A 25,934-nucleotide genomic window follows, 5' to 3' on the forward strand; every position below is an offset into this window, starting at 1 on the left:
AAAAGTCTTCAAGAGACTTTTGCACCGCGCCCTTCGTCAATCCCGCCAGGCCGGGAACTGCGCACCGACGCGTTACCTCCAGCGATACCGACGCAATACCGACGTCCCGTTTTCGACCTAAAACGCCTCCGTTAACCAAGGCGTCTCGCCTTTGAGCCGGGGCGTCGGTCAAAGGCGAAATTGGATAATGCGCCGCGTTTCAGGCGGCATATCTGGTTCAGGTTTGCCGCGCAACGTTTTGATCCTGAACGGAAAAGGGCAGCGCATGACCCGCGCCGCCCTTGACCTTCAACCACCGTTAACTCCGCGGTGATATCCCTTGTTTTACTCGCCGGTGATGGACGCGGCGCCGACCTTTTCGATCAGCTTTTCATGCGCGACCTTCTGGTTCTCGTGGAACGTGGCGAGGTCCTCGCCCTTCATCATCGTCTCGCAGGTCAGACCGTCGGACTTGCAGAATGCCTGCCATTCCTCGCTGTCGAACAGCTCCTGGAACAGGTTGGTGTACCATTCCACCGCTTCCGGATCCATGTCCGGCGGGCCGTTCACGGAGCGCTGCATGTAGTATTCGATCTCCACACCCAGTTCCTTGGCCGTCGGCACGTCCGGGAAGGCCGGCATGCGTTCGGCGGTGAACTGCACCAGCGGCTTGGTGTTGCCCGCGCGGAAGAACTCCATCTGCTCGGCGGGATTGTTGACGGTGCTATCTATCTGATTGCCAACAAGGTTTTTCGCCACCGTGCCACCACCCGGGAACGGGATGTAGGTCACGTCATAACCGAACTCGGCTTCCATCATCGCGGTCAGAACGCTGTCTTCCTGGCCCGACCCGGTGCCGCCGACCTTCCAGTCCTTGCCCGCCTCGGACACGACGGCGTTGAAGCTCTCGAGATCAGTGATGTCATCGCGGTCCGTATTGACCCACAACAGGAACGTGTCCATCGCCATCAGCCCGATCGGGGTGAACTCGGTCACGTCGACGCCCAGATCCTCCTGGATGATGGGCGTGGTGTAGAAGCTGTTCAGCGTCATCATCACCACGTGGTTGTCGCCCGCCTTGTCCTGCAGATAGCGCAGCGCCTCGGCGCCCGAACCGCCCGGCTTGTTGATCGGGATGAAGGGGCGCGGGCTCAGGTCCTTCTTCTGAATAAGGCCCTGCAACAGCCGCGCGATCTGGTCAGCGCCGCCGCCGGTGCCGGCCATGATGATGAACTCGACCGGCTTTTTCGGCTGCCATTCCGCCAGCGCTGCCGGCGCCGTCAATGCCAGTGCGGACGCACTCGCAACAAGTAGCTTAAAGGTATTCATGGTTATCCTCCCTGTTGGTTTCCGGTCTTGGCCGGACTTGAGCCGATCCTCCTAATCAGCTGGCGATGTATGCAATGGTATTTAATTGCATACAGAAACCATTGCGTGAAATAAAATTTCGCACCACGGCAACAAATAACATGTCCAGACTCATTGCAAGGATTTCTTCGCCTTGCCGGCCCGACTGCCGTGAGCGTCGAGGAAAATGGCATTCGGAAAACCTGAAAATACTTGGTAACAGATAGTTACGACATATTATTCACGCGATACTTCAGCAAATATCAAAAGGGCAACCCGCCTTTCGGACTGCCCTTCCTCGCGCGATCTCACTCCGCCGCGGTTTTCTTCGGGTCGCCCACGGCGCCGCTGTCGAGCACCGCCTGCAATTCGTCGCCGTCATAGCCCAGCACGTCGCGCAGGATCTCCACCGTGTGCTCGCCAAGAAGCGGCGAGCGGGTCACCTCCACCGGGCTGTCGCTCAGCTTGATCGGGCAGCCCACCGACGCGTATTTGCCGCGCTTGGGATGCTCCACATCAACGATCGTGCCCGTCGCCCGCAGCCCCTCGTCCTCGATCAGTTCCTTCGTGGACAGGATCGGGCCCACGGGGATGTTCAGCGGGTTGCAGATGTCCATCACCTCGAACTTCGTCTTGGTCATGGTCCACTCTTCAATGGCCCCGAAGATCTCGTTCAGCTTGTCCAGCCGCTCGGGCGGCGTGGCATAGCCCTCCTGCGTCTTCCATTCGGGGCGGCCGATCACGTCGCAGATCTGCTCCCACACCGCGGCCTGGGTGATGAAGTAGGTATAGGCGTTGGGGTCGTCCTCCCAGCCCTTGCATTTCAGGATCCGCCCCGGCTGGCCGCCGCCCGAGTCGTTGCCCGCGCGCGGCGTCGCCTCGCCGAACTCGATGCCCTCGCCGTACTGGCTGTATTCCTTCAGCGGGCCCGCCTCCAGCCGCTGCTGGTCGCGCAGCTTGACGCGGCAGAGGTTCAGCACCCCGTCCTGCATCGGCGCCAGCACCTTCTGGCCGCGGCCCGTGCGCTCGCGCTGGAAGAGCGCCGTCATGATGCCGAGGCAGAGATGCAGGCCGGTGCCCGAGTCACCGATCTGCGCGCCCGTCACCAGCGGCGGGCCGTCGCGGAACCCGGTGGTCGAGGCCGAGCCGCCGGCGCATTGCGCCACGTTCTCATAGACCTTGCAATCCTGGTACTTGCCGGGCCCGAACCCCTTGACCGAGGCCATGATGATGCGGGGGTTGATCTCCTGGATCCGCTCCCAGCTGAACCCCATCCGGTCGAGCGCGCCGGGCGCGAAGTTCTCGACCAGCACGTCGCATTCCTCGATCAACCGGGTCAGCACCTGCTTGCCGGTCTCGTTCTTTGAATTGAGCTCGATCGAACGCTTGTTGTGGTTGAGCATGGTGAAGTACAGGCTATCCGCGCCCGGCACATCCACCAGCTGCTGCCGCGTGGCGTCGCCCACGCCGGGCCGCTCCACCTTCAGCACATCCGCCCCGAACCACGCCAGAAGCTGCGTGCAGGTCGGACCCGACTGAACATGCGTGAAGTCCAGAATCTTGATGCCGTCCAATGCTTTCATCAGGTCATTCCCCCATGTTTTTCGTGATTCCCGCGCGGGTCCAGACCTCGCGCACGTGGTCATGCAGGCGCATCGTATGGTCGCGTACGCGAGCCCCGGCGAGGTCCGCATCGCGCGCTTCCAGCGCCTCGATGATTTCCATGTGATCCGCCACCGATTGCGGCACGCGGTCTTCCTCGGCCATGGACCGGCGGCGCACGGCGTGCATGTGCACGAAAAGGTTCTCGGCCATGCTGGACAGCAATTCGCAACCCGAAATTTCCAGTATCTTCTGGTGAAAGCGGATGTTGTCATCGGAGTATTCCGCGATATCCGCGCCGGTCTTGGAGACCGAGTATTTCGCGGCTATCGTGCGCAGGCTCGTGATCTCGCGGTCCGTGGCACGCTCGCAGGCCAGCCGGGCGGCCATGCTTTCCAGCGCGGCCCAGGCGATGATCATCTCCAGGATATCCGACAGCGTCTTGCGCTGCACGAAGATGCCGCGACGGGGGCGGACCTCCAGAAGGCCTTCCTGTTCCAGCCGTACCAGAACCTCGCGCAGGGGGGTGCGCGAGACGCCCAGCTGGTCCGCCAGGCTGCGTTCGTCCAGCCGCAAGTCCACGCTGTCGGAATAGATGTCCATCTCGAGAATCGCTTCCCGCATCCGGTTATAGATGTGGTCCTTGAGCGTGACCGACGTGTCGATCGGATTGAGTTTCATGACGGCCCACCACGTTTGAGTCGTTAAATCCGTAGTCTGGTATACCACGAACCAACGCAAATCAACGGCAAACTTCCGCGGATGCAGCAAGAATACCGCCCTGTCGCGGGGCAGACCGCCTTTCCCGAGGGTCAAAACAAAAGGGCCGGGAAACCCCCGGCCCTTCGAAAATCATGATTTCGGTGCGGATTATTCCGCCGCCACCGCCGCCTCGGCCTTCTCCACCCGCACGGCCGAGTACTTGAACTCGGGGATCTTGCCATAGGGGTCGATGGCCGGGTTGGTGAGGATGTTCGCCGCCGCCTCGACATAGGCAAACGGCATGAAGACCATGTCCGGCGCAATCGCCCGGTCGGCGCGGGCCATCACGTCGATCGAACCGCGCTTGGTGGTGATCCGCACCATGCCGCCCGGCTCGACGCCCAGCTTGCGCAGGGTCGAGGGATGCAGCGAGCAGTTCGCCTCGGGCTCGACCGCGTCCAACACGCTGGCCCGGCGGGTCATCGACCCGGTGTGCCAATGCTCCAGTTGCCGGCCGGTGGTCAGAACCATCGGATAGTCCGCATCCGGCAGGTCGTCGGGCGGGATCACGCTGGCCGGGGTGAACCGGGCACGGCCCTCGGGGCGCGGGAAGGCATCGCCGAACACCACGGCCTGGCCGGGGTCCTCGGGGCTGAGCGACGGGTAGGTCACCGCCTCGCGTTCCAGCCGCTCCCAGGTGATGTTGTCGAGACTACGCATGTTGATTGCCATCTCGTTGAACACTTCGCTGGGATGCGTGTAGGTCCAGTTCAGACCGCAGCGCTTGGCCAGTTCGACCTCGATCCACCAGTCCTCTTTCGCCTCTCCGGGCGGCGGCACCGCCTGGCGCAGCATCTGCACCGTCCGGTTGGTGTTCGACACCGTGCCGGATTTTTCATAGAGGGCCGAGGCCGGCAGGATCACGTCGGCATAGTTCGCCGTTTCGGTGATGAAGATGTCCTGCACCACCAGGTGATCCAGCATCGCCAGCGCGTCGCGGGCATGTTCGACGTCCGGGTCGCTCATCGCCGGGTTCTCGCCCAACACGTACATCGCCTTGATGTGACCCTCGTGCACCGCATCCATGATCTCGGTGACCGTCAGGCCCTTCTCGCTGCTGAAATCGCCGGATTCCCAGACTTCGGTGAACGCCTTGCGTACGCCATCGTCGGTGACCGACAGGTAGTCGGGCAGGAACATCGGGATCAGGCCCGCGTCGGAAGCGCCCTGCACGTTGTTCTGGCCGCGCAGCGGGTGAAGGCCCGTGCCCGGACGCCCCACATGTCCACACATCAGCGCGAGGCTGATCAGGCAGCGGGAATTGTCCGTGCCGTGGATGTGCTGGCTGACGCCCATGCCCCAGAAGATCATGCCGGACTGCGCCGTCGCGAACTCCCGGGCGACCTGCCGCAGCGTTTCGGCGGGGATGCCGCACAGCTCTTCCATCTTCTCGGGCGGGAACTGCGCCAGATGCGCCTTCTCGGCCTCCCAGTTCTCGGTGAAGGCCTCGATATACTGCTGGTCGTACAGCTCTTCCTCGACGATCACATGCATGATCGCGTTCAGCATGGACACGTCCGCGCCCGGCTTGAACTGCAGCATGTGGGTCGCGAAGCGCTTCATCCCCACGCCGCGCGGGTCCATCACGATCAGCTTGCCACCACGCTTGGTGAACTGCTTGAAATAGGTCGCCGCGACGGGGTGGTTCTCGATCGGGTTGGCCCCGATGATGATCGCCACGTCGGCATTCTCGATCTCGTTGAAGGTCGCGGTCACCGCGCCGGAACCGACGTTCTCGATCAACGCCGCGACCGACGAGGCATGGCAAAGCCGCGTGCAGTGGTCAACGTTGTTGTGGCCGAAACCCTGGCGGATGAATTTCTGGAACAGGTAGGCCTCTTCGTTGGTGCATTTCGCACTGCCGAAACCGGCCACCTCGCGGCCCCGGCCCTTCAGGCCGTTTGCCGCCACGTCCAGCGCCTCGTCCCAGGAGGCCTCGCGGAAAAAGTCGCGCCAGTTGCCCGGATCGACGTTCAGCCCCTTGGCCGGCGCATCGTCGCGCCGGATCAGGGGCTTGGTCAGACGGTGTGAGTGGTGGATATAGTCATAGCCGAACCGGCCCTTGACGCACAAGCGCCCTTCATTCGCAGGGCCATTGATGCCCTCGACATATTTCACCTTGTCGTCCTTGACCTTCAGGCTGATCTGGCAGCCCACACCGCAGAAAGCGCAGACGCTCTCGACCTCGCGGTCATAGTCGGCGCTGTCGCCCACCTGGGCGTCATCCACCACGGTGGACGGCATCAGCGCGCCCGTGGGGCAGGCCTGTACGCATTCGCCGCAGGCCACGCAGGTGCTTTCCCCCATGGGATCGTCGAAATCGAACACCGGATAGCTGTCATGCCCGCGACCGGCCATGCCGATCACGTCATTGACCTGCACTTCGCGGCAGGCGCGGACGCACAGGTTGCACTGGATGCACGCATCCATATTGACGCTCATCGCAACGTGGCTGTCATCCAACAGCGGCACACGGTCCTGTTCCAGCTTGGGAAAGCGGCTTTCCGACACGCCGGCCAGCTTGGCCATATCCCAAAGGTGGCTCGACTTGTCATGCGCCTTTTCCGGCTCGGGCTGGTCGGCGACCAGCATCTCCATCACCATCTTGCGCGCGGTCTCGGCTCGGTTGGAGTCGGTCGTGACCTTCATGCCCTCGCTGGGCTCGCGAATGCAGGAGGCGACGAGGTTCCGCTCGCCCTCGACCTCAACCATGCAGGCGCGGCAATTGCCGTCGGGGCGGTACCCCGGCGCGGGCTTGTGGCACAGATGCGGAATCTTCAGACCCCGGCCATTGGCCACCTCCCAGATGGTCATGCCCTTCTCGGCTTCGACTTCCTTGCCATCGAGTGTGAACTTGATCGTGTCGGTCATGTCTTACACCTCGTCCGGGAAATGTTTCATGGTCAGGCGAATGGGGTTGGGCGCAGCCTGCCCCAGGCCGCAGATCGACGCGTCGACCATGGTCTGGCTCAGCTCCTCCAGCAGCGACTGATCCCATTTGTCCGCCTGCATCAGCTTCACGGCCTTTTCACAGCCGACGCGGCATGGCGTGCATTGGCCACAGCTTTCGTCCTCGAAGAACTTCAGCATGTTGATCGCCGCCTCCTTGGCGCTGTCCTTGTCGGACAGGACGACCACGGCAGCCGAGCCGATAAACGACCCATGCGGCTGCAACGTGTCGAAATCCAGCGGCACGTCATCCATGTGCGCGGGCAAGAGGCCCGAGGACGGACCGCCCGGCTGATAGGCTTTCAAGGTGTGACCGTCCAGCATCCCGCCGGCGGCCTCGATGATGTCGAGGATGGTGGACCCTGCCGGCAGCAGGTGCACGCCCGGGTTCTTGACCCGGCCCGACACCGAGTAGGAGCGCAGGCCCTTGCGGTCGTTCTTTTCCACGCTCGACAGGATTTCGCCGCCCTCGCGCAGAACGCGGGTCACCCAGTAGAGCGTCTCGACGTTATTCACCAGCGTCGGCTTGTTGTAGACGCCGACCTGCGCCACGAAGGGCGGGCGATGGCGCGGCAGGCCGCGCTTGCCTTCGATCGATTCGATCATCGCGCTTTCTTCGCCGCAGATATAGGCCCCGGCGCCGCGGCGCAGTTCGATATAGCCTTGCTCGACGATACCCGCCTCTACCAGCGCCTTGATCTCCTTGGCGAGGATCTTCAGCACTGCGGGGTATTCGTCGCGCATGTAGATAAAGCAGGTCTTCGCCTCGACCGCCCAGGCGGCGATCAGCATGCCCTCGAGGAAGAGGTGCGGCGTGCGCTCCAGGTAATAGCGGTCCTTGAACGTGCCCGGCTCGCCCTCGTCGCCGTTGACGGCAAGGTAACGCGGCCCGGCCTCTGCCCGCACGAAGCCCCATTTCTTGCCAGAGGGGAAACCTGCACCGCCAAGCCCGCGCAGGCCGGACTCCAGCAACGTCTGCTGAATGGTCTCGAAATCGCCACCCTTGCGGATCTCCGCCAGTTTCTCGTAACCGCCCTTGGCCCGGTAGGCCGCGAAATCTTCATAGTCGGGCACATGCGTGTGGGTGTCGCCCGCGGCAATCGCCGTTTCGACCTTCTCCACCGTCGCGTGGTCGATGTGATTGTGGCCCAGTTCCAGCACCGGCGCGGTATCGCAGCGCCCCATGCAGGGCGCGCGCAGCACGCGGACCTCGCTGGGGTCCATGCCGTCCTCAAGCGCGGCCTTAAGCTGTTGCGCCCCGGCCAATTCGCAGGACAGCGAATCGCAGACTCGAATGGTCAGCGCGGGCGGGGGAACCTCGCCCTCCTTGACCACGTCGAAATGCGCGTAAAACGTTGCAACTTCATAGACTTCGGCCTGCGCGATGCGCATTTCCTCGGCCAGCGCGCGCAGATGCGCAGCTGACAGGTGGCCGAACTTGTCCTGGATCAGGTGCAGATATTCGATCAGCAGGTCACGCCGCCGGGGCGCATCGCCCAGAAGGTCGCGAACCTCTTCCCACGCCTGATCCTCAAGCTGCCGGCCCTTGGGCGTGTGCCGCCCCTTGCCTTTGCCCGATTTCCAGACGCCGCTGCGATCATCAAGTGCCATGTGGACCCTCCCGTTGCTGGGGGCACACTAAGGCATACCATTCTCAATCAAAAATCGTATGATTCAAACCCACGATAAGCGGGCCTTATCGCAGAACTTCTTTCAGCGCCTGCACCGTGCGCAATGCAGGGCCACGATCCGCCGTCACGAGGCTGAGGGATTTGTGCACTTCGGGCTCCACCAGCGGCAGGATGCGCACCGACCTTGGCGCGCCGGTATTCTCGACCAGCACCTTCGGCACCACCGTTGCCGCCGCGCCCTGAATCGCCATCACCACACCCGCCGTCAGGCCCGACAATTCCGCCACGACGCGCGGCCGCGTGCCCACATCCTGGAACACGGTGTCGATGATATGCCGGTTCTGCATTCCCGGCTCCAGCAAGCAAAGCGGCAGCGCCCCCGCCTCTTTCCAGGTGATCTCGGTCTTGTCGTCATCCACCATCTGCGCCGGCACCAGCAGCACGTATTCCTCGTCGTCGATCGGCATCACTCTCAGAAAACTGTGAATGGCACTCTCGGAGTTGGCGCTGTCGGTATAGGTGATCCCCGCATCGTAGGTGCCGGCCTCCAACCCGTGCAGGATGGCCAACGAGTTCATCGTCTTGACCCGCACGGTGATCCCCGGATTGGCCTCGCGCAGACGGATCACCGTCTTGGCCGCAAGCGCCGTCGCAGTCGGGATTACCGCCAGCGACAGGACACCTGTCACGTCCCCCGGCTCGGCGCTGAACTCGGTCTCCAGCCGCTTCACATCCTCGAGGATCTGAAGCGCGTGGCGCACGATGCTCTCGCCGTCGGGCGTCAACCCCTGAAAGCGGTTGCCCCGGTGAACGATCTTTGTCTCCAGATGCTCTTCCAGCTTGGCGATCCGCATGGAAAACGCAGGCTGCGACACGCCGCATTCCTCGGCGGCGCGGGCAAAATGTTTCTGCCGCGCCAGCGCGGTCAGAAATTGCAGGTCTTTGAGGTCAAGCACGCGCGCTCCATCTTCGCCAGCCAGTCGTGCCGCGTTAAATCAAGCCCCGCGCCGGATGTCTATTCAAACCGGCACGTTGCCGGATCACACCGGGCTGTCCACCTGACCGAATATCTGCGCCGCGTGTTTCGCCAGGTAAATGCGCAGCCAGGGCGTATGGATGTCCGGCATGCTTTGCGCCCACTCGGCCAGTTCGTCCAGATCGACCCAGGCCGTGTCGATCACTTCATCCGGGTTCGGATGCACGCCGATACGCTCCCGCACCGTCGCCACGAAGACATCGACCAGTTCATGCTCGACAAGGCCGCCGCCGACATCGGCGCGGTATTCGATCTGGTCGCGGTAGTCCAGCGCCAGGCCCTCGATGCCCAATTCCTCGTTCAGCCGCCGTACCGCGCAGGCCTCGGGGTCTTCGCCCCAGTTCGGATGGGTGCAGCAGGTATTCGCCCACAGCCCCGGCGTGTGGTACTTGCTGAAAGCGCGCCGCTGGATCAGCACGTCGTTGCCGCAAAGAACGAAGACGGACACGGCCTTGTGCCGCAGTCCACGCTCGTGCGCCTCCAGCTTTTCGACGGCCACCAGGTCGCCACCGATCCATGTCGGGATCATGACGCTCATGTATAGCCCGCCGGCACCAGGCGCGTCAGGTGCGCCAGGTTCTTCAACCCGATCTTGAGGTGGGCCATGGGGCGGGCCTTGACGAGTTTCTTGTTCATGTACGCCTCGAAGGTCAAACGCTGCACGTCGATATCATGGCACAGCGACACGAACCGTTCGCGCCGCTCGTCCGACTTGTAATAGGCATTCTGCATCGACGCCAGCACCCGGAACACCGTCTTGTGCTCTTTCATGAACAGCTGCCGCGCCAGCCGCAGGTCCTTGACCCGTCCCGAGGCCAGGGTCGCCGCCGTAGCCGTGGCCGCCACGCGCCCGCCGGCCATGGCATAGTATATCCCCTCGCCCGAACTTGGCGCAACCACGCCCGCCGCATCCCCGGCCAGCACGACATCCCTGCCATTGTCCCAGCGGTCCAGTGGCTTCAACGGGATGGGCGCGCCTTCCTTGCGGATCGTCTCGCAATCCGCCAGCCCGCTGGCGGTGCGCAGATCGGCGGTGGCCTGTTTCACGTCCACCTCCTTGACCAACGACCCCATGCCGACGCTGGCCGACTTGCCATGCGGAAAGACCCAGCCGTAGAAATCGGGGCTTATCCGGCCGTCATAGATCACGTCGCAGCGGGCTGGGTCGTACGCGCCCACCTTGCCCGGGGCCGCGATGATCTCGTGATAGGCCATGACGTAGGGAATACGGTCCCCGCCCTCGACCTCGTCGCGCGCCACTTTCGACCGAGCGCCATCCGCGCCAATCACCAGTTTGCAGGGCAGGTCACGCTCGGCTCCGCTGACCTTGTCGCGATAGATGACCTTGACCTGACCATTCTCGCGTACGATCCGCTTGTAGGTTCCCGTGGCCCGAACCGCGCCGGCCTCTTCGGCCCGAGCGCGGAGGAACTCATCGAAATCCTCGCGGTCCACCATGCCGACAAAGCCGTTCTCGATGGGGATATCCACCTTGCGTCCGGTCGGAGAGATCATCCGCGCGGTGGTGATCTTGGCCACCAGCAGATCCTCCGGAATGTCGAAATCCGCGATCAGACGCGGCGGGATCGCGCCGCCACAGGGCTTGATGCGCCCCGCCCTGTCCAGGAGCGCCACCTTGTGCCCGGACCGCGCCAGATCCTCGGCCGCCGTGGCCCCGCTCGGGCCGCCTCCGACTACCACAACGTCAAACATCGCTCATTCTCCCGGTTGCAGCAGCGGCGCGTAGGGCCGGTGCAGGATGCGCACCGCGACCAGCGCAGCGGCCAAGAAAAGCACGGCCTCGAGACCGAAGACGGCGGCATAGGCCGCGCCGTCGCTCATGAAACTCCGCGCCACGTCGAGGGTGCCCGTGGCGATCAGCCCGGCCAGACCGGCGGCCACCGCCTGGGCGGCACCGAAGACGCCCATCCGCGTGCCGGTCGCGCCTTCCTGCGCTGCAGCAAGGCGCATCATGGACCCGATGGCGCCCACGACGAACAGGCCGTTGCCCAGCCCCAGGATGACCGTGAACGGCACCAGCGCCGCACCCGCGCCAAGGCCCATCAGGCCCACCGCAGAGACCACGCAGCCGATGACGGCCCATGTCCGCAAGCTGCCCAGCCTGAACGTCGAAAACGCTCCGGCCAGCAGCATCCCCAATAGCGCAGCACCGTCCTTGCCACCCGACAGCTTGGTCGACTCGTCGGGTGTCAGCCCGTGGATATGGCCTGCGAAAGGCTCCAGCACCAATTCACTAAGGTAGAAGGCTAGGATCGACAGGAACACGAACCCGGTAAAGGCCTTCGCCGCCGGGTCCCCCCAGGTTGCTCTCAACGCGGGACCCAAGTTCGACTCCTGCGGCGCAGGGACGGATCCCAGACGTCTTTCCACGCCCCAGGTCGCAATCAACGTCGCCACGAAACAGGCCGCAGCCACGACCGGCACCACCATCATCAAGCGCTCCGGGCTGTAGGGCTTCAGCGCGATGCCCGCACCCACCGACGCCGCAATCGCCCCGGCAATCAGCATCAGCCAGGCGAACGTGGCGGCCGCGCCCTTCTTTTCATCCGGCGCGGCTGTCGCAAGCAGCGCCAGGAAGGACGTCCCCGCGGCCCCGATACCGAAGCCGATCAGCGCGTAGGCCACGATCCAGACCGCAATCGCCACCTGCGTGCTCGGCGCAAAGGCGATTCCCCATGCTGTCAACACCAGCCCCGCGCCCACGACAAGCGTACCGCCCAAGATGAACGGCGTGCGCCTGCCCCTGGCATCCGAGCGATGGCCCCAGACCGGCCGCGACAATTGAACGGCGTAATGCAACGCCACCAGAAACCCCGGCAGCAAGGCGGGCAAGGCCAGTTCCACCGTCATCAGGCGGTTGAACAGGTTGACCGGAAGCGCGGCCATCCCCCCAATCGCGGCATTGGCCAGGCACAAACGCGCGATACCGCCCCATCCCAGGGTCATACCAGCCCCCTCAGGGCGAAAGCCGCCACCATCATTCCGCTGACATAAAGAGTGACGCCCGTGCCGTTGTACCAGGGCGCCCGGCCCTTGGGGTCAGACAAAAGCACCCGCATCGCCCAGACCTGCACCGCCAACAACGCGGCGATGGCGGCGACGTGCCACACCTGCCCCCAGCCCGCCAGCAGCGCGATCACCGCGACCTGCGGCACGGCCATGATCCAGCAGGCCACCCGTGCCGCGCGCGCCGGACCCAGCGTGACCGGCAGCGACTTCACGCCAGTCTGACGATCTCCCTCCAACGCCTTGAAATCGTTGAGCGTCATGATGCCGTGCGCCCCCACGGCGTAGAGCAGCGCCAGCAGCACGATCTGCCATGCCGGCGCGCCGGACGACAAGACCGCCGCGCCCGTGAACCAGGGCAGTCCCTCGTAGCACAGCCCGACAAGACCCGGCCCCCACCAGCCCGACTTCTTTAGCCGGACCGGCTCGGCCGAGTAGGCCCAGGCCGCCAGGACGCCGAACACTGTCGCGGCAAACCCCCAGAGCCCCAGTGTCGCCCCCAGGGCCAATGCCGCAGCGCTCATGACCAGCGCGATCCACAGGCCCCACCGCCCGGGAATCCGGCCCGACGGGATCGGGCGATACGGCTCGTTGATGGCATCGACATGCCGGTCGCACCAGTCATTGGCCGCCTGGCTCATGCCGCAGACCACTGGCCCTGCAAGCACCATGCCGATCAGCACAAGCCAAGGCGCGGAAAGGACGGGCACGCCGCTGGACACCACGCCGCAAAGATACGCCCAGACCGGCGGGAACCACGTGATCGGCTTGATCAGGGTCAGGACGGCCCGCGCTTCGGGCCAGCGTCGCGGCGCGCGTATGTCTAACGAGACACTCATAGTGTCAAGTATGGTTTACATATCGGATTCGGGAAAGGTCTTTTTTGGCGTTAGGAATGCTTCGACGACCGAAACCCGTCAGACCGGACGTGCCAAAAAGCTTCTTCAAAGCTCTAGCGCGCCTATTCGTCACTATTCGAGTTGATCAATCCGTGCTTGCGCAGCTTGACGTACAGGCTCTGCCGCGACAGACCCAGCATTTCGGCCGCAGCGACGCGGTTGTTTCCGGTCAGTTGCACCGCGGTCTCGATACATAGCTTTTCGATCACGTCCGACGTAGCCGAAACCAGCTCTTTCAGCGACGCCGTACCGACCAGATCCATGACGTTCTTCATGGCCTCTTCGCTGACGACGCTGCCGAATTCCGTCTCACCGGCCTCGTTCATGGCAGTGTTGCGCAGGATGAAACCGAAACCGAAATCCCCGGAGGGATTGCGCAGCCGCGCCACCGATACGTCCACGGTCGCCCGGGTCCCCACAAGGCTGGCGACCTGCGTGGAATAGTTGCGCAACCGCCCCTGCTTGGCCGCCGTTTCCAGCATGAGCTTCGTATCGACCGCCCCACGCACAAGAAAGTCCGACAGGTTGACATCGCGTATATCCCGCAGCTGTGCTGCGTCGGCCATGGTCAGGAACGCCTCGTTCGCATCGCGGATCACGCCCTTGCCGTCCGTGATCACGATCGCATCGCTGGTGGCAGCGTAAAGCGCCCCCATGACCACACCGGATTCCGCAGTCGTCCCCGCCTTGCCGTCTGCCGACCGCAGGTGGCACAGGATGAACAGGTCGCCCGCCGCGCGGAAGAACTCCGGATGAAGCGTCACGTCGCGTTCATTGCGACGGGCCACAAGGTTGATGCCCCGCACCTCGCGAGATCCCGCCGCCGCGCGCATCGCCTCGATCAGCTCTTCCCGGCGGCGTCCATCGAACGCCTGCGCCAGCGACGATCCGCTCAGCGTTTCGGGACTGGCCCCCAAGAGCATGGCCGCGGCGCCGTTGAGGTCGCGTATCCGGCCTTTTTCAGGTTCCACCAGAATCAGCGGCGTCTCGGACGCCTGCAGGACCACATTGTAGAATGTCTGCTCACCGCGCAGCCGCTGCTGATCCCGTTCGCGCGCCGTCTGTTCCGCGACAAGACGCTGCTGCACCTCGGCAATCGGCTGCATGTCTCGCCCCAGCAAGAGCAGCCCGCCGTTCCTGTAGACCCTGTGCAGCGTGTAGCGGATGGGGAATTCCCAGGTCGCGTTATCGACGTGGTTCAACTCCAGCGCCCTCGGCGTCATGTCGGGATCGGCCTGCATGGCCGCCACGCGCAACTCGAACTTTTCTTTGCTTTCGAATGTCAGGAAATTCTTGAACGGCCGCCCAACCCAGTGATCGAGGCACCCCAGGGACGGACAGTCCGGGTTGACCGAAATGCCTGCAACCTCGCCATCGTCGGATACGTAGACGGCCATGTCACCGGCCTGCTCGACGATGTTCTGCACCTCTGTTGGATCGGGCAAGGCTCCCGCACGCAGTCTCTCAGACTTCCGACTCTCTCGGGTCACCAGACCACTCCGCCATTCCCCAAATCAAGGAGCATCAGATCGCGCCGCTGAAAGGCACTGCCTCTGCTGCACTTGACAGCCCACATTTCTCGATCACTTCACGCGCAGTGCGAACCGCATGATCCGCGCCCGTTCTCGAAACGGCCTTTGGATCTACCTCGACAGCTCGCCCCCCGATCACGATAGGTGGCACATAATCAGCATTCGAACGCAGGTAGTCTATGAGTTCAGTGGTTTTTTCAACCGAATTCCGCGTCGCGATCGAAATTCCGATCATCGCGAAGCGGCGGGTGCCCGAAAGCGCGGCCAATTCCTCTTTGGTAAGGCCAATCGCCATGTGCACCCAAAGGCCGTGCCTGCGCAGGTTATCCGCGGCCACGAAGGCCCCAAGCGCGTGCTGCTCGAACTGCGGCACGACCATCAGGGCCGATTGCCCAAGGGGAATGCTCCGGTCGCTCCAACGTCCCGGGAAGTCGGTCTGGTGTTCACGAAACAGGCTCTGCAGCCGCGAGGCGCCGACAGTGACATCGACAAAACTTGCCCGGTCACTGACCCAAAGCTCACCAAGAAATGCCGAGGCCGCGGGGATGTAAGACTGGAAGACCTCTTCGGTGCTGACACCGCTCGCGACAAGCGAGGCCATGACCGCACGGTAGCCGCTGCTCGAGTCGGACATCAGCGCTTCGCACAGCCTCTCGATCCATTGCTCGCGCGTCCGCGGTTCGGCGCGCTCCTTGTTCGATATGACAGTGCGCAGAGCCGACTCCACCAAGAACCGGATGGCCGGCTGCTGGGACTTTGAAAGGCCGTGGCCCCTTCTGTCAGCAGAATCTTCCACGCGCATCTCCCCCGCGTCTGGCAACATGGGTACGTCGCGGTAACGGCGACGCCCAAGTTGACCCTCCCACTGTGCGCCCGCGCGTGTTCAATGTCAATTTTTCCTGACATGCACGCTTAGGGAGATCGCCCAACCCACTGTTTACAGTATGTTTGTTTCGCGTCCGATTTATTCCGATGACGCGCGAAGGGCTTGAAAAACACGGCTCGCCGACTCGTAGGAATGTCCATTTTTGTCGGCAAAACCTAACGCCGCAATGTGTAAATTTTAGTTGACACTTCTGCGCGCCAGACCCTAGCATCATCCAAGGACCTCATGGCCCAGGAGGGGGAGCCCATGTCGCTGCCAGCGCCACCAAAAGCGAACCGGGGCCTGCTCTACACACCCGAGCAGCGCGCCCGCCGCGACTCCAGCATCTGGACGCTTGTGCAAGGCATTCTTGCGCCCGCCCAGTTCCTGGTTTTCCTGGTCTCTCTCGGCCTTGTCCTGAGATATCTTTCGACCGGCGAGGGATACGCCTTGGCAACATGGTCGATCCTGATCAAGACAGGATTTCTCTACCTGATCATGGTGACGGGGGCGATCTGGGAAAAAGTCGTTTTCGGTCAATACCTTTTCGCCGAGTCCTTCTTCTGGGAGGACGTGTTCAGCTTCGCGGTGATCGCCCTTCACACGGCCTATATCTGGGCACTTTTCACGGCCTACCTGTCGCCCCAGGGGCTGATGTTGCTCGCCCTAGCGGCTTATGCCGCCTACGCCATCAACGCCACCCAGTTCCTGCTCAAACTGCGCGCCGCGCGACTGCAATCGGCAGTCCTGTCTGAGGTGCCGGCATGACCGATGACTCCGCGCCCCTTCCGGCCGCCGGATGCCGAGACGCCCCGATCCTGAAACAGCGCGGCCAGCACGAGGTCTTTTGCGGCCTAACGGGAATCATCTGGCTGCACCGCAAGATGCAGGATGCCTTCTTCCTGGTCGTGGGCAGCCGCACCTGCGCCCACCTGCTGCAATCCGCCGCCGGCGTGATGATCTTCGCGGAACCCCGCTTCGGCACGGCCATTCTCGAGGAAACCGATTTGGCCGGCCTGGCCGATGCACAGGCCGAGCTTGAGCGCGAGGTCGCTCGCCTGCTGGAGCGCCGCAAGGATATCCGCCAGCTCTTCCTCGTGGGCTCCTGCCCGTCCGAGGTGATCAAGCTGGACCTTGCCCGCGCCGCCGAAAAGCTGTCGCTGCAACACGCCCCGCATGTGCGCGTGCTGAATTACTCGGGCTCGGGCATCGAGACGACCTTTACCGAGGGCGAGGACGCGTGTCTCGCCTCCATGGTCCCGGTCTTGCCGGACACCGACGAGCGTCAGCTTCTCGTGGTCGGCGCGCTACCGGACGTGGTCGAGGACCAGATGCTCGATCTTTTGTCCAAAATGGGCATCGACAACGTAAAAGTGCTGCCGGCGCGCCGCGCCGTCAGCACTCTCGCCGTTGGTCCCAACACCTCTTTCATCCTTACCCAGCCTTTCCTTGGCGGCACCCTCGCCGCACTTGGAAAGCGCGGGGCGCGTCACATTCCTGCGCCTTTCCCGTTCGGCGAAGAAGGCACCACCGCGTGGCTTCGCGCCGTGGCAATGGAGTTCGGTGTCGACATCACCCTGTTCGACACTGTAACACACGCGCCCCGCGCACGGGCCAAAAAAGCGATCTCGCAGGCGTCGGAGAAACTGGATGGAAAATCCGTCTTCTTTTTCCCCGACAGCCAGCTTGAGATCCCGCTGGCCCGGTTTCTCACCCGCGAATGCGGGATGACCGCCGTCGAAGTCGGCGCGCCCTACATCCACAAGGCCGTTGTCGGCCCCGATCTCGACCTTCTGGAAGAAGGCCCGACGCTTTCCGAAGGCCAGGATGTCGAGATGCAACTCGACCGCTGCCGCGCGGCGCAACCCGACCTGACGGTCTGCGGCCTTGGCCTCGCAAATCCTCTGGAAGCGGAAGGTCTGGCCACCAAGTGGGCCATCGAACTGGTCTTCACCCCGGTGCATTTCTACGAACAGGCCGGCGACCTTGCCGGCCTCTTTTCGCGTCCCCTCAACCGCCGCGCCAAGCTGCGGCTGGAGGCGGCGGAATGAAGCTGTCGGTCTGGACATATGAAGGCCCGCCGCATGTCGGCGCATTGCGCGTCGCCACCGCGATGAAGGGCCTGCATTACGTCCTGCACGCGCCGCAGGGCGACACCTATGCCGACCTGCTCTTCACCATGATCGAGCGGCGCAACCATCGCCCGCCTGTCACTTATACGACATTTCAGGCCCGCGATCTGGGTGCGGACACCGCAAACCTTTTCAAAACCGCGGCTCAGGCGGCCTATGACCGGTTTCAGCCCCAGGCGATGATCGTCGGCGCCTCGTGCACCGCCGAACTGATTCAGGACGACCCTGGCGGCATGGCCGAACAGATGGGCCTGCCCTGCCCGGTCATCGCGCTGGAGCTCCCGAGCTACCAGCGCAAGGAAAACTTCGGCGCGGACGAGACCCTGTTCCAGCTGGTGCGTCACCTTGCGAAACCGATGGACCGCACGGGCCATGTCACCGCCAACCTGATCGGCCCCACCGCGCTCGGCTTCCGCCACCGCGACGACATCACCGAGGTGACCGCCCTGCTCGAAGACATGGGCATCTCGGTCAATGTCTGCGCCCCGTTTAACGCGACGCCCCAGGATCTCACCCGGCTGGGGGCCGCGCATTTCAACGTCCTGATGTACCCCGAGACCGGCGAGGCCTCCTGCCGCTGGATGGAACGTGAGCTGGACCAGCCGTTCACCAAGACCGTCCCCATCGGTGTCGGCGCCACCCGCGATTTCATCGCCGAGGTGGCCCAGATCACCGGACAAGAGCCGAACCTCGACGACAGCCGCCTGCGCCTGCCGTGGTACTCGGCTTCGGTCGACTCAACCTACCTCACCGGCAAGCGCGTGTTCCTTTTCGGCGACGGAACCCATGTCGCCGCCGCCGCCCGCGTCGCCCGCGACGAGATGGGGTTCGAGGTGGTCGGCCTTGGCTGCTACAACCGCGAGATGGCCCGCCCGATCCGCGCGCTGGCCAAGGAGTACGGCGTCGAGGCGCTGATCTCCGACGATTACCTCGATGTCGAACAACGGATCGAGGAACTGGCGCCCGAGATGATCCTCGGCACGCAGATGGAGCGCCATATCGGCAAACGCCTAGGCATTCCCTGCGCCGTCATCTCCGCCCCCGTCCACGTGCAGGATTTCCCCGCCCGCTACAGCCCACAGATGGGCATCGAGGGCGCGAACGTCATTTTCGACACCTGGGTCCACCCGCTGGTCATGGGGCTGGAAGAGCACCTGTTGCACATGTTCCGCGACGACTTCGAATTCCACGACGACGCGGGTGCCAGCCATCACGGACACAAGGCCAAACCCGCGCCGCAACCTGAAAAGGCCGAAGAACCGCAGCCTGCGAACGACAACAGTTCGATCACCTGGCTCGACGACGCGGAAAAGGAGCTGAAGAAGATCCCCTTCTTCGTGCGCGGCAAGGCCCGCCGCAACACCGAAACCTTCGCCGCCGAACGCGGCATGACGCAGATCAGCCTCGACACGCTTTACGAGGCGAAGGCCCATTATGCGCGATGACGCCATGATAATCCGGCCTTACAAGGTCGTGATCCTGACGCTGGACAGCCACGCGGCCGGCCCCTGCGAACGCGCGGCGCTGAACCTAGGCATGGATTTCCCGGGGCTGGAACTCAAGGTTCATGCCGCCGCCGAATGGGGTGAAAGCGACGCCGCCCTGGCCGCCGCCCGCGCCGATATCGCCACGGGCGACATCCTCATCGCCAACCTTCTCTTCCTCGAGGACCACATCAACGCGATCCTGCCCGACCTCGAGGCGCGGCGAGAGGACTGCGACGCGCTGGCGGGCATCATCGCCGACGCCAAGATCGTGCGCCTGACGCGCATGGGCACGCTCGACATGCAAGCGCCCGAATCCGGCACCCGCAAGCTGATGAAAAAGCTGCGCGGCCAGACCAAGCAAAATGTCGACAGCGGCGCCAAGAAGATGAAGATGCTGCGCCGCCTGCCGCGCATCCTCAAGCTGATCCCCGGCAAGGCGCAGGACCTGCGCGCGTGGTTCCTGGTGATGCAATACTGGCTGGGCGCGTCCGACGAGAACGTCGAGGGGCTGATCCGTTTCCTCATTTCGCGCTACTGCCGTCACGACGACTGGCGCGGCGCGCGCGTGGCCCTGCCGGTGGAGTATCCCGATACCGGGCTTTATCATCCCGACCTGCCCGACCGCATCACCACCGACCCCGCCGACCTGCCCGGCCACATACCCGGCGCGCCCACCGTGGGCCTTCTGATGATGCGCTCCTACGTGCTGTCGGGCGACACCGCGCATTACGACGGCGTCATCCGCACACTTCACGCCCGAGGGCTCAATGTCCTGCCCGCCTTCGCCGGCGGTCTCGACGGGCGCCCGGCCATCGACGCGTTCTTCCGCACCGAGCGTGGCCCCAGGATAGACGCGCTGGTGTCGCTGACCGGCTTCAGCCTCGTCGGCGGCCCCGCCTATAATGACAACGACGCGGCCATTTCCGTGCTCAAGGACCTCGATCTGCCCTACATCGCCGCCCACCCTCTGGAATTCCAGACGCTGGGCCAATGGGCGGCCTCGCCCCAGGGCCTCGGCCCGATCGAAACCACGATGCTGATCGCCCTGCCGGAACTCGACGGCGCGACCTGCCCCACCGTTTTCGCCGGCCGTCACGGCCCCGAGGGCTGCGACGGCTGCCGTCACAAATGCCGTGCCGCGCCCGACGCCAAGTCCATGGCCCCCTGCCCAGAGCGCATCGACAGCCTGGTCGAAAAGACCGAGCGCCTGATCCGCCTGCGGCGCCGCAAGCTGGACGAGAAAAAAGTCGCCATCGTGCTTTTCGGCTTCCCGCCAAACGCGGGCGCCGTGGGCACCGCAGCCTATCTGTCCGTGTTCGAGAGCCTGCACAACACCATGCTGGAAATGCAGGCCCAGGGCTACGACATCGAGGTCCCTGAGACCGTCGACGCCCTGCGCGCCGCCGTCCTGCAAGGCAACGCCGCCCAATACGGGCAGGAGGCCAATGTCGCCGCCCATGTCAGCGCCGACAGCATCGTGGCAAACACGCCCCACCTTTCCGAGATCGAAGAGGTCTGGGGCCCCGCCCCCGGCAAGGTGCAATCGGACGGGCGCGGCGTCTTCGTTCTGGGGCAGGACTTCGGCAACATCTTCGTCGGCGTCCAGCCCGCCTTCGGCTATGAAGGCGACCCGATGCGTCTGCTGTTCGAGCGCGGCTTCGCGCCCACCCACGCTTTCGTGCAATTCTACCAATGGCTGCGCGACACCTACCAGGCCGATGCGATCCTGCATTTCGGAATGCACGGCGCGCTGGAATTCATGCCGGGCAAACAGGCCGGTCTCGGCCCCCGCGACTGGCCCGACCGCCTGATCGGCGAGATGCCCAACATCTACCTCTACGCCGCCAACAACCCGTCCGAGGCCTCGCTCGCGAAACGCCGCTCCGGCGCCATTACCATTTCGCACCTCACCCCGCCCCTGGCCACCGCCGGTCTCAACAAGGGCCTGGCCGAATTGAAAGACAGCCTGACCCGCTGGCGCGCCACCCGCCCCGGCGCGTCTGAGCGCGCCGATCTTGAATCGCTCATCGCCGAACAGGCCGAGGCTGTGGACCTGGGCGACACCGGCCCCGAAACGCTCTGGCTCAAGCTGCTGGAGACCGAGGACGCACTGATCCCCGAGGGCCTGCACGTGGTGGGCCGGCCCATGTCCGACACGGCCCGCGCCGAGTATCTCGATCTGATGGCCGACGCCGATGCCGAGACCCGTGCCACCGCCGACAAGCACCTGCGGGAAAGCACCGAGATCCCTGCCATCCTGCACGCGCTGGCAGGCGGTTACACCGCGCCTGTGCATGGCGGCGACCTCATCCGCTCGCCCGATATCCTGCCCACGGGCCGCAATATCCACGCGTTCGATCCGTTCCGCATGCCCTCGGAATTCGCCTGCCGCCAAGGCGCGTCCCAGGCGCAGCTTCTGCTGGACACGCACAAGACCCTGCCTCGCACCGTGGCGATCGTCCTCTGGGGCTCCGACAACATCAAATCCGACGGCTCGCAACTGGCGCAGGCGCTGGCGCTCATGGGCGCCACTCCCCGCTTCGACAGTTTCGGCCGCCTCTGCGGTGCGGACCTGATCCCACTTGCCGAACTGGGCCGTCCCCGCATCGACGTCATCATGACCCTCTCGGGCATCTTCCGCGACCTTCTGCCCCTGCAAACCAAGCTTCTGGCCGAAGCCGCGCTCAAGGCCGCGCAGGCCGACGAGCCGGTCGAACAGAATTTCATCCGCGCCCACGCGCTGGCCTATGCGGAAAAGATCGGCTGCGACCTGCAAACCGCCGCCCTGCGCGTCTTCTCCAATGCCGAGGGCGCCTATGGCTCGAACGTCAACATGATGGTCGACAGTTCCGCCTTTGATGACGAAGACGAACTGGCCGACGCCTACCTGTCGCGCAAATCCTTCGCATACGGTGTCGACGGCAAGGCTGCGGCCAACGACAAGCTGCTGCAAACCGCGCTCGGCGACGTGGAACTGGCCTATCAGAACCTCGAGTCGGTCGAACTGGGCGTCACCACCGTCGACCATTATTTCGACACGCTGGGCGGCATCTCCCGCGCGGTGAAACGCGCCCGCGGCGGCGAAGAGGCGGCGATCTACATCTCCGACACCACGCGCGGTGCGGGCAAGGTGCGCACGCTGGCCGACCAGGTCTCGCTGGAATCCCGCTCGCGCGCCCTGAACCCCAAGTTCCACGAGGCGCTCTTGCAACACGGCGCCGAAGGTGTACGCCAGATCGAAAGCGCCTTCACCAACACGATGGGTTGGTCCGCCACCACCGGACAGGTCGAACCGTGGGTCTACCAGCGCCTCAGCGAGACCTTCATCCTTGACGCGGACATGCGCCAGCGCTTGGCGGATCTCAACCCGACCGCCTCCTCGCGCATGGCCAACCGCCTGCTCGAAGCGCATGACCGTTCCTATTGGCAGCCCGATGAGGACACCCTCTCGGCCCTGCGCAACGCCGCGGACTCCCTCGAAGATCATCTCGAAGGAGTCGCCGCAGAATGACACGCAATCCCGAAAGGACAGGCGACATATGAGCCCTCGCGACGACATTCCGGCCCTCCGGGGCCAAGACGGCGAAGGATCGGTTCAGGTTCACCAGGACCCATCGATGAAGATCGAAGGAGCCAAGGTCTTTTCGGTCTACGGCAAGGGCGGGATCGGCAAATCGACCACGTCCTCGAACCTGTCGGCCGCCTTCGCCAAGATGGGCAAGCGCGTGCTGCAGATCGGCTGCGACCCCAAGCATGACAGCACCTTCACCCTGACGGGCCGCTTGCAGCCCACGGTGATCGATATCCTGAAAGAGGTCGATTTCCATCCCGAGGAACTGCGCCCCGAGGATTTCGTGGCCGATGGCTGGGGCGGCGTGAAATGCGTCGAGGCAGGCGGGCCTCCCGCGGGCACCGGCTGCGGCGGCTATGTCGTGGGCCAGACCGTCAAGCTGCTGAAACAGCACCATATGCTGGAAGACACTGACGTGGTGATCTTCGACGTGCTGGGCGACGTGGTCTGCGGCGGTTTCGCGGCTCCGCTTCAACACGCCGACCGCGCGGTGATCGTCACCGCCAACGATTTCGACAGCATCTACGCCATGAACCGCATCATCGCCGCGGTGCAGGCCAAGTCGGCCAACTACAAGGTCCGGCTGGCGGGCTGCGTCGCCAACCGCTCGCGCGAGACGAACGAGGTCGACCGCTATTGCGAGAAGGTCGGCTTCAACCGGATCGCGCACATGCCCGACTATGACGCTATCCGCCGCTCGCGCCTGAAGAAGAAAACCCTGTTCGAGATGCCCGACGAGGAAGACATCGTCATGGCCCGCAAGGAATATGTCCAACTGGCCGAAACCCTCTGGCGCGGAACCGAACCTCTGGCCCCCGCCCCGATGGAAGACCGCGATATCTTCGAGCTTTTGGGATTCGATTGATGCGCGACGCTGCCACATATCGCTTCCCCGTGCCGGGCCTGACCCGGCACCTCCTGGCCGACGCGGAGGCCCCGGATCACGTCCGGGGCGCGGCGCGCGCAGGGGGCACGGCATGACCTACGACCGCACATTGACCCGGGTCGAAACCTATTTCGACAAGACCGCCACCCGCACGTGGGAGGCGCTGACCAGTGATGCGCCGGTCTCTAAGATCCGGGAAACCGTGCGGCGTGGGCGGGACGCAATGCGCGAACAGATGCTGTCGCGCCTGCCCAATGATCTGCGCGGCGCGCGCATCCTCGATGCGGGCTGCGGCACGGGCGCCATGACCACCGAACTTGCCGCGCGCGGGGCCGCCGTGGTGGCGGTCGACATTTCGCCGTCGCTCGTGGGCATAGCCCAACGCCGGTTGCCCGAAACGCTGGCCCACCGCGTGACCTTCCACGCGGGCGACATGCTGGATGCGGGGCTAGGCCGGTTCGACCACGTTCTGGCGATGGACAGCCTGATCTACTACCGCGACGCCGATATCGCCCGGTCGCTCGCGACGCTCATGGCGCGCACCTCGGGCCGGATCGTCTTTACCGTCGCCCCACGCACGCCGCTCCTGATGGGCATGTGGTACGCCGGCAAGCTCTTTCCGCGCTCCGACCGGTCGCCCACCATGATCCCGCACAGCCCCGCGCGGCTGGCGCGCGCCTATGCACGGACCGAAGGCACCGGCACCCTGGCCCCGCTCCAGCGCGTGACCTCGGGCTTCTACATTTCCCACGCGATGGAGGTCACACAGTGAGCCGCCCCTCGCCCCTAAAGCATCTCAGCCTGCGCGCCCTGCCCTTCGCGGACGCAGCCAGCGAGGGGTTGCCGATGGGCGAGCTTCTACGGCTTTCGCTCTTCCAGGTTTCGGTCGGCATGGCCACCGTCATGCTGCTCGGCACGCTCAACCGCGTGATGATCGTCGAACTTTCCGTCCCGGCCACCATCGTGGCCGTGATGATCGCCCTGCCCGTCCTGATCGCCCCCTTCCGCACGCTTCTAGGCTTCCGCTCGGATACCTACCGCAGCGCCATCGGCTGGAAGCGCGTGCCCTACCTCTGGTTCGGCTCGCTCTGGCAGATGGGCGGGCTGGCGGTGATGCCCTTTGCCCTGCTGGTCCTGTCGGGTAATACGGTCCACGACGTGCCCTTCGCGGGCGAGGTGCTGGCGGCACTCGCCTTCCTGATGACCGGCCTCGGCCTGCACATGACTCAAACCGCCGGTCTGGCCCTCGCCACCGACCGCGCCGACGAGAAAACCCGTCCGCGCGTCGTGGCCCTGCTTTACGTGATGTTCCTGCTGGGTATGGGCATTTCTGCCATCGTCATCGGCTGGCTGCTACGCGACTTCAGTGAACTGGCACTCATTCGCGTGGTACAAGGCGCGGCGCTTGCAGGTATCGTCCTCAACCTCATCGCGCTGTGGAAACAGGAAAAGATGGCGCCGATGACACGCGCGGAACGCGCCGCCCCCCGCCCCCGCTTTTCCGCTGCCTGGGCCGACCTGATGTCGGGCGGACAGGCCGGACGCCTTCTGGCGGTGGTGTTCATCGGCACCATGGCCTTCAACATGCAGGACGTCCTGCTGGAGCCCTATGGCGGCGAGATCCTGGGCCTCTCGGTGTCGTCCACCACGCTTCTGACCGCGCTCTGGGCCGCGGGCGCGCTGGCTGGTTTCGTCTGGACCGGGCGCTCATTGGCGCAGGGGCGTAACGCGCACCGGCTGGCCGCACTCGGCGTGCTGATCGGCATCGCAGCCTTCGCCATCGTCGTCTTCGCCGCGCCGATGAACTCGACCGCCCTGTTCTTTGCCGGGGCCTGCCTGATCGGGCTGGGTGGCGGCGTCTTCGCCGTCTCGACCCTGACGGCCGCCATGACGATTACCACGAAGGGCAAAGCCGGCCACGGCCTTGCGCTCGGTGCCTGGGGCGCCGCGCAGGCCACAGCGGCAGGGCTCGCTATCGCCTTCGGCGGCGGCATCCGCGACGCGGTCAACGCTGCCGCGACCTCCGGCGCCTGGGGCGAGGTGCTGAACACGCCCGCCACCGGCTATACCTTTGTCTATCACACCGAAATCGCCCTTCTCTTCGTCACGCTCGCCGTGATCGGGCCATTGGTGCGCAACCCGCGCGCCGCCACCCATTCCACCCCATCGGAGGCGGCCCGCATCGGCCTGGCCGACTTCCCGACATGATGTGCCGATCCATGGAAAGGA

General features: G+C 64.4%; 19 protein-coding genes. 7 read left to right on the forward strand and 12 right to left on the reverse strand.

Annotation, left to right across the window (positions count from 1 at the left end; translation table 11 throughout):
- Positions 1-324: 324 nt before the first annotated feature.
- The 12 genes from FIU89_RS13930 to FIU89_RS13985 all read right to left on the reverse strand — a co-directional run bounded on the left by FIU89_RS13930 (position 325) and on the right by FIU89_RS13985 (position 15,566).
- Complete coding sequence (locus tag FIU89_RS13930) at positions 325-1,308, reverse strand: tripartite tricarboxylate transporter substrate binding protein (protein WP_152493156.1); 984 nt, start codon at positions 1,306-1,308, stop codon at positions 325-327.
- Between the two features lie 326 nt (positions 1,309-1,634).
- Positions 1,635-2,909, reverse strand: coding sequence for a formyl-CoA transferase (frc, locus tag FIU89_RS13935; RefSeq protein WP_152493157.1), 1,275 nt, complete (start codon positions 2,907-2,909; stop codon positions 1,635-1,637).
- Between the two features lie 4 nt (positions 2,910-2,913).
- A complete protein-coding gene (locus FIU89_RS13940) occupies positions 2,914-3,609 on the reverse strand; it encodes a GntR family transcriptional regulator (protein ID WP_152493158.1) in 696 nt (231 codons plus the stop codon).
- 189 nt (positions 3,610-3,798) lie between these two features.
- Positions 3,799-6,561: a formate dehydrogenase subunit alpha gene (gene fdhF / locus FIU89_RS13945; RefSeq protein WP_152493159.1), complete on the reverse strand. Its 2,763-nt coding sequence runs from the start codon at positions 6,559-6,561 to the stop codon at positions 3,799-3,801.
- A 3-nt stretch (positions 6,562-6,564) separates the two neighbouring features.
- A complete protein-coding gene (locus tag FIU89_RS13950) occupies positions 6,565-8,250 on the reverse strand; it encodes an NAD(P)H-dependent oxidoreductase subunit E (protein WP_152493160.1) in 1,686 nt (561 codons plus the stop codon).
- An 85-nt stretch (positions 8,251-8,335) separates the two neighbouring features.
- Positions 8,336-9,226 carry a LysR family transcriptional regulator gene (locus FIU89_RS13955; RefSeq protein ID WP_152493161.1) on the reverse strand — a complete coding sequence of 297 codons (891 nt, stop codon included), beginning with the start codon at positions 9,224-9,226 and terminating at the stop codon, positions 8,336-8,338.
- A gap of 84 nt (positions 9,227-9,310) precedes the next feature.
- Positions 9,311-9,844, reverse strand: a complete 534-nt coding sequence (idi, locus tag FIU89_RS13960; protein WP_152493162.1) for an isopentenyl-diphosphate Delta-isomerase — start codon at positions 9,842-9,844, stop codon at positions 9,311-9,313.
- The gene (locus FIU89_RS13965) at positions 9,841-11,019 is read right to left on the reverse strand and encodes a geranylgeranyl diphosphate reductase (RefSeq protein ID WP_152493163.1); all 1,179 of its coding nucleotides are present in this window, start codon (positions 11,017-11,019) and stop codon (positions 9,841-9,843) included. The genes idi and FIU89_RS13965 overlap by 4 nt, the downstream gene beginning before the upstream one ends.
- 3 nt (positions 11,020-11,022) lie before the next feature.
- Entirely contained in the window at positions 11,023-12,273 is a 1,251-nt protein-coding gene (locus FIU89_RS13970; RefSeq protein ID WP_152493164.1) for a BCD family MFS transporter, read from the reverse strand.
- On the reverse strand, positions 12,270-13,172 hold the full coding sequence (gene chlG, locus FIU89_RS13975; RefSeq protein WP_152493165.1) for a chlorophyll synthase ChlG: 903 nt from the start codon (positions 13,170-13,172) through the stop codon (positions 12,270-12,272). The genes FIU89_RS13970 and chlG overlap by 4 nt, the downstream gene beginning before the upstream one ends.
- A gap of 122 nt (positions 13,173-13,294) precedes the next feature.
- Complete coding sequence (ppsR, locus tag FIU89_RS13980) at positions 13,295-14,677, reverse strand: transcriptional regulator PpsR (RefSeq protein WP_254701683.1); 1,383 nt, start codon at positions 14,675-14,677, stop codon at positions 13,295-13,297.
- Between the two features lie 79 nt (positions 14,678-14,756).
- Positions 14,757-15,566 (reverse strand): B12-binding domain-containing protein, encoded by an 810-nt coding sequence (locus FIU89_RS13985; protein ID WP_152493166.1) that lies wholly within the window; start codon positions 15,564-15,566, stop codon positions 14,757-14,759.
- Positions 15,567-15,896: 330 nt separating this feature from the next.
- On the opposite strand from FIU89_RS13985, the gene bchF reads away from it, so the two are divergent.
- From bchF to FIU89_RS14020, 7 genes are all read left to right on the forward strand, one after another.
- On the forward strand, positions 15,897-16,397 hold the full coding sequence (bchF, locus tag FIU89_RS13990) for a 2-vinyl bacteriochlorophyllide hydratase (protein ID WP_152493167.1): 501 nt from the start codon (positions 15,897-15,899) through the stop codon (positions 16,395-16,397).
- The gene (locus tag FIU89_RS13995) at positions 16,394-17,680 is read left to right on the forward strand and encodes a ferredoxin:protochlorophyllide reductase (ATP-dependent) subunit N (RefSeq protein WP_152493168.1); all 1,287 of its coding nucleotides are present in this window, start codon (positions 16,394-16,396) and stop codon (positions 17,678-17,680) included. The genes bchF and FIU89_RS13995 overlap by 4 nt, the downstream gene beginning before the upstream one ends.
- Positions 17,677-19,206 carry a ferredoxin:protochlorophyllide reductase (ATP-dependent) subunit B gene (bchB, locus tag FIU89_RS14000; protein ID WP_152493169.1) on the forward strand — a complete coding sequence of 510 codons (1,530 nt, stop codon included), beginning with the start codon at positions 17,677-17,679 and terminating at the stop codon, positions 19,204-19,206. Before FIU89_RS13995 ends, bchB begins: the two co-directional genes overlap by 4 nt.
- A complete protein-coding gene (locus FIU89_RS14005; RefSeq protein ID WP_152493170.1) occupies positions 19,196-22,759 on the forward strand; it encodes a magnesium chelatase subunit H in 3,564 nt (1,187 codons plus the stop codon). Before bchB ends, FIU89_RS14005 begins: the two co-directional genes overlap by 11 nt.
- Positions 22,760-22,787: 28 nt before the next feature.
- A complete protein-coding gene (bchL, locus tag FIU89_RS14010) occupies positions 22,788-23,684 on the forward strand; it encodes a ferredoxin:protochlorophyllide reductase (ATP-dependent) iron-sulfur ATP-binding protein (RefSeq protein WP_152493171.1) in 897 nt (298 codons plus the stop codon).
- 112 nt (positions 23,685-23,796) lie between these two features.
- A complete protein-coding gene (bchM, locus tag FIU89_RS14015; RefSeq protein ID WP_152493172.1) occupies positions 23,797-24,477 on the forward strand; it encodes a magnesium protoporphyrin IX methyltransferase in 681 nt (226 codons plus the stop codon).
- Positions 24,478-24,551: 74 nt separating this feature from the next.
- Positions 24,552-25,913 (forward strand): MFS transporter, encoded by a 1,362-nt coding sequence (locus tag FIU89_RS14020; protein WP_152494532.1) that lies wholly within the window; start codon positions 24,552-24,554, stop codon positions 25,911-25,913.
- Positions 25,914-25,934: the final 21 nt, after the last annotated feature.

It is taken from the genome of Roseovarius sp. THAF27, from assembly GCF_009363655.1.
In the GTDB taxonomy this organism is placed as follows: Bacteria; Pseudomonadota; Alphaproteobacteria; order Rhodobacterales; family Rhodobacteraceae; genus Roseovarius.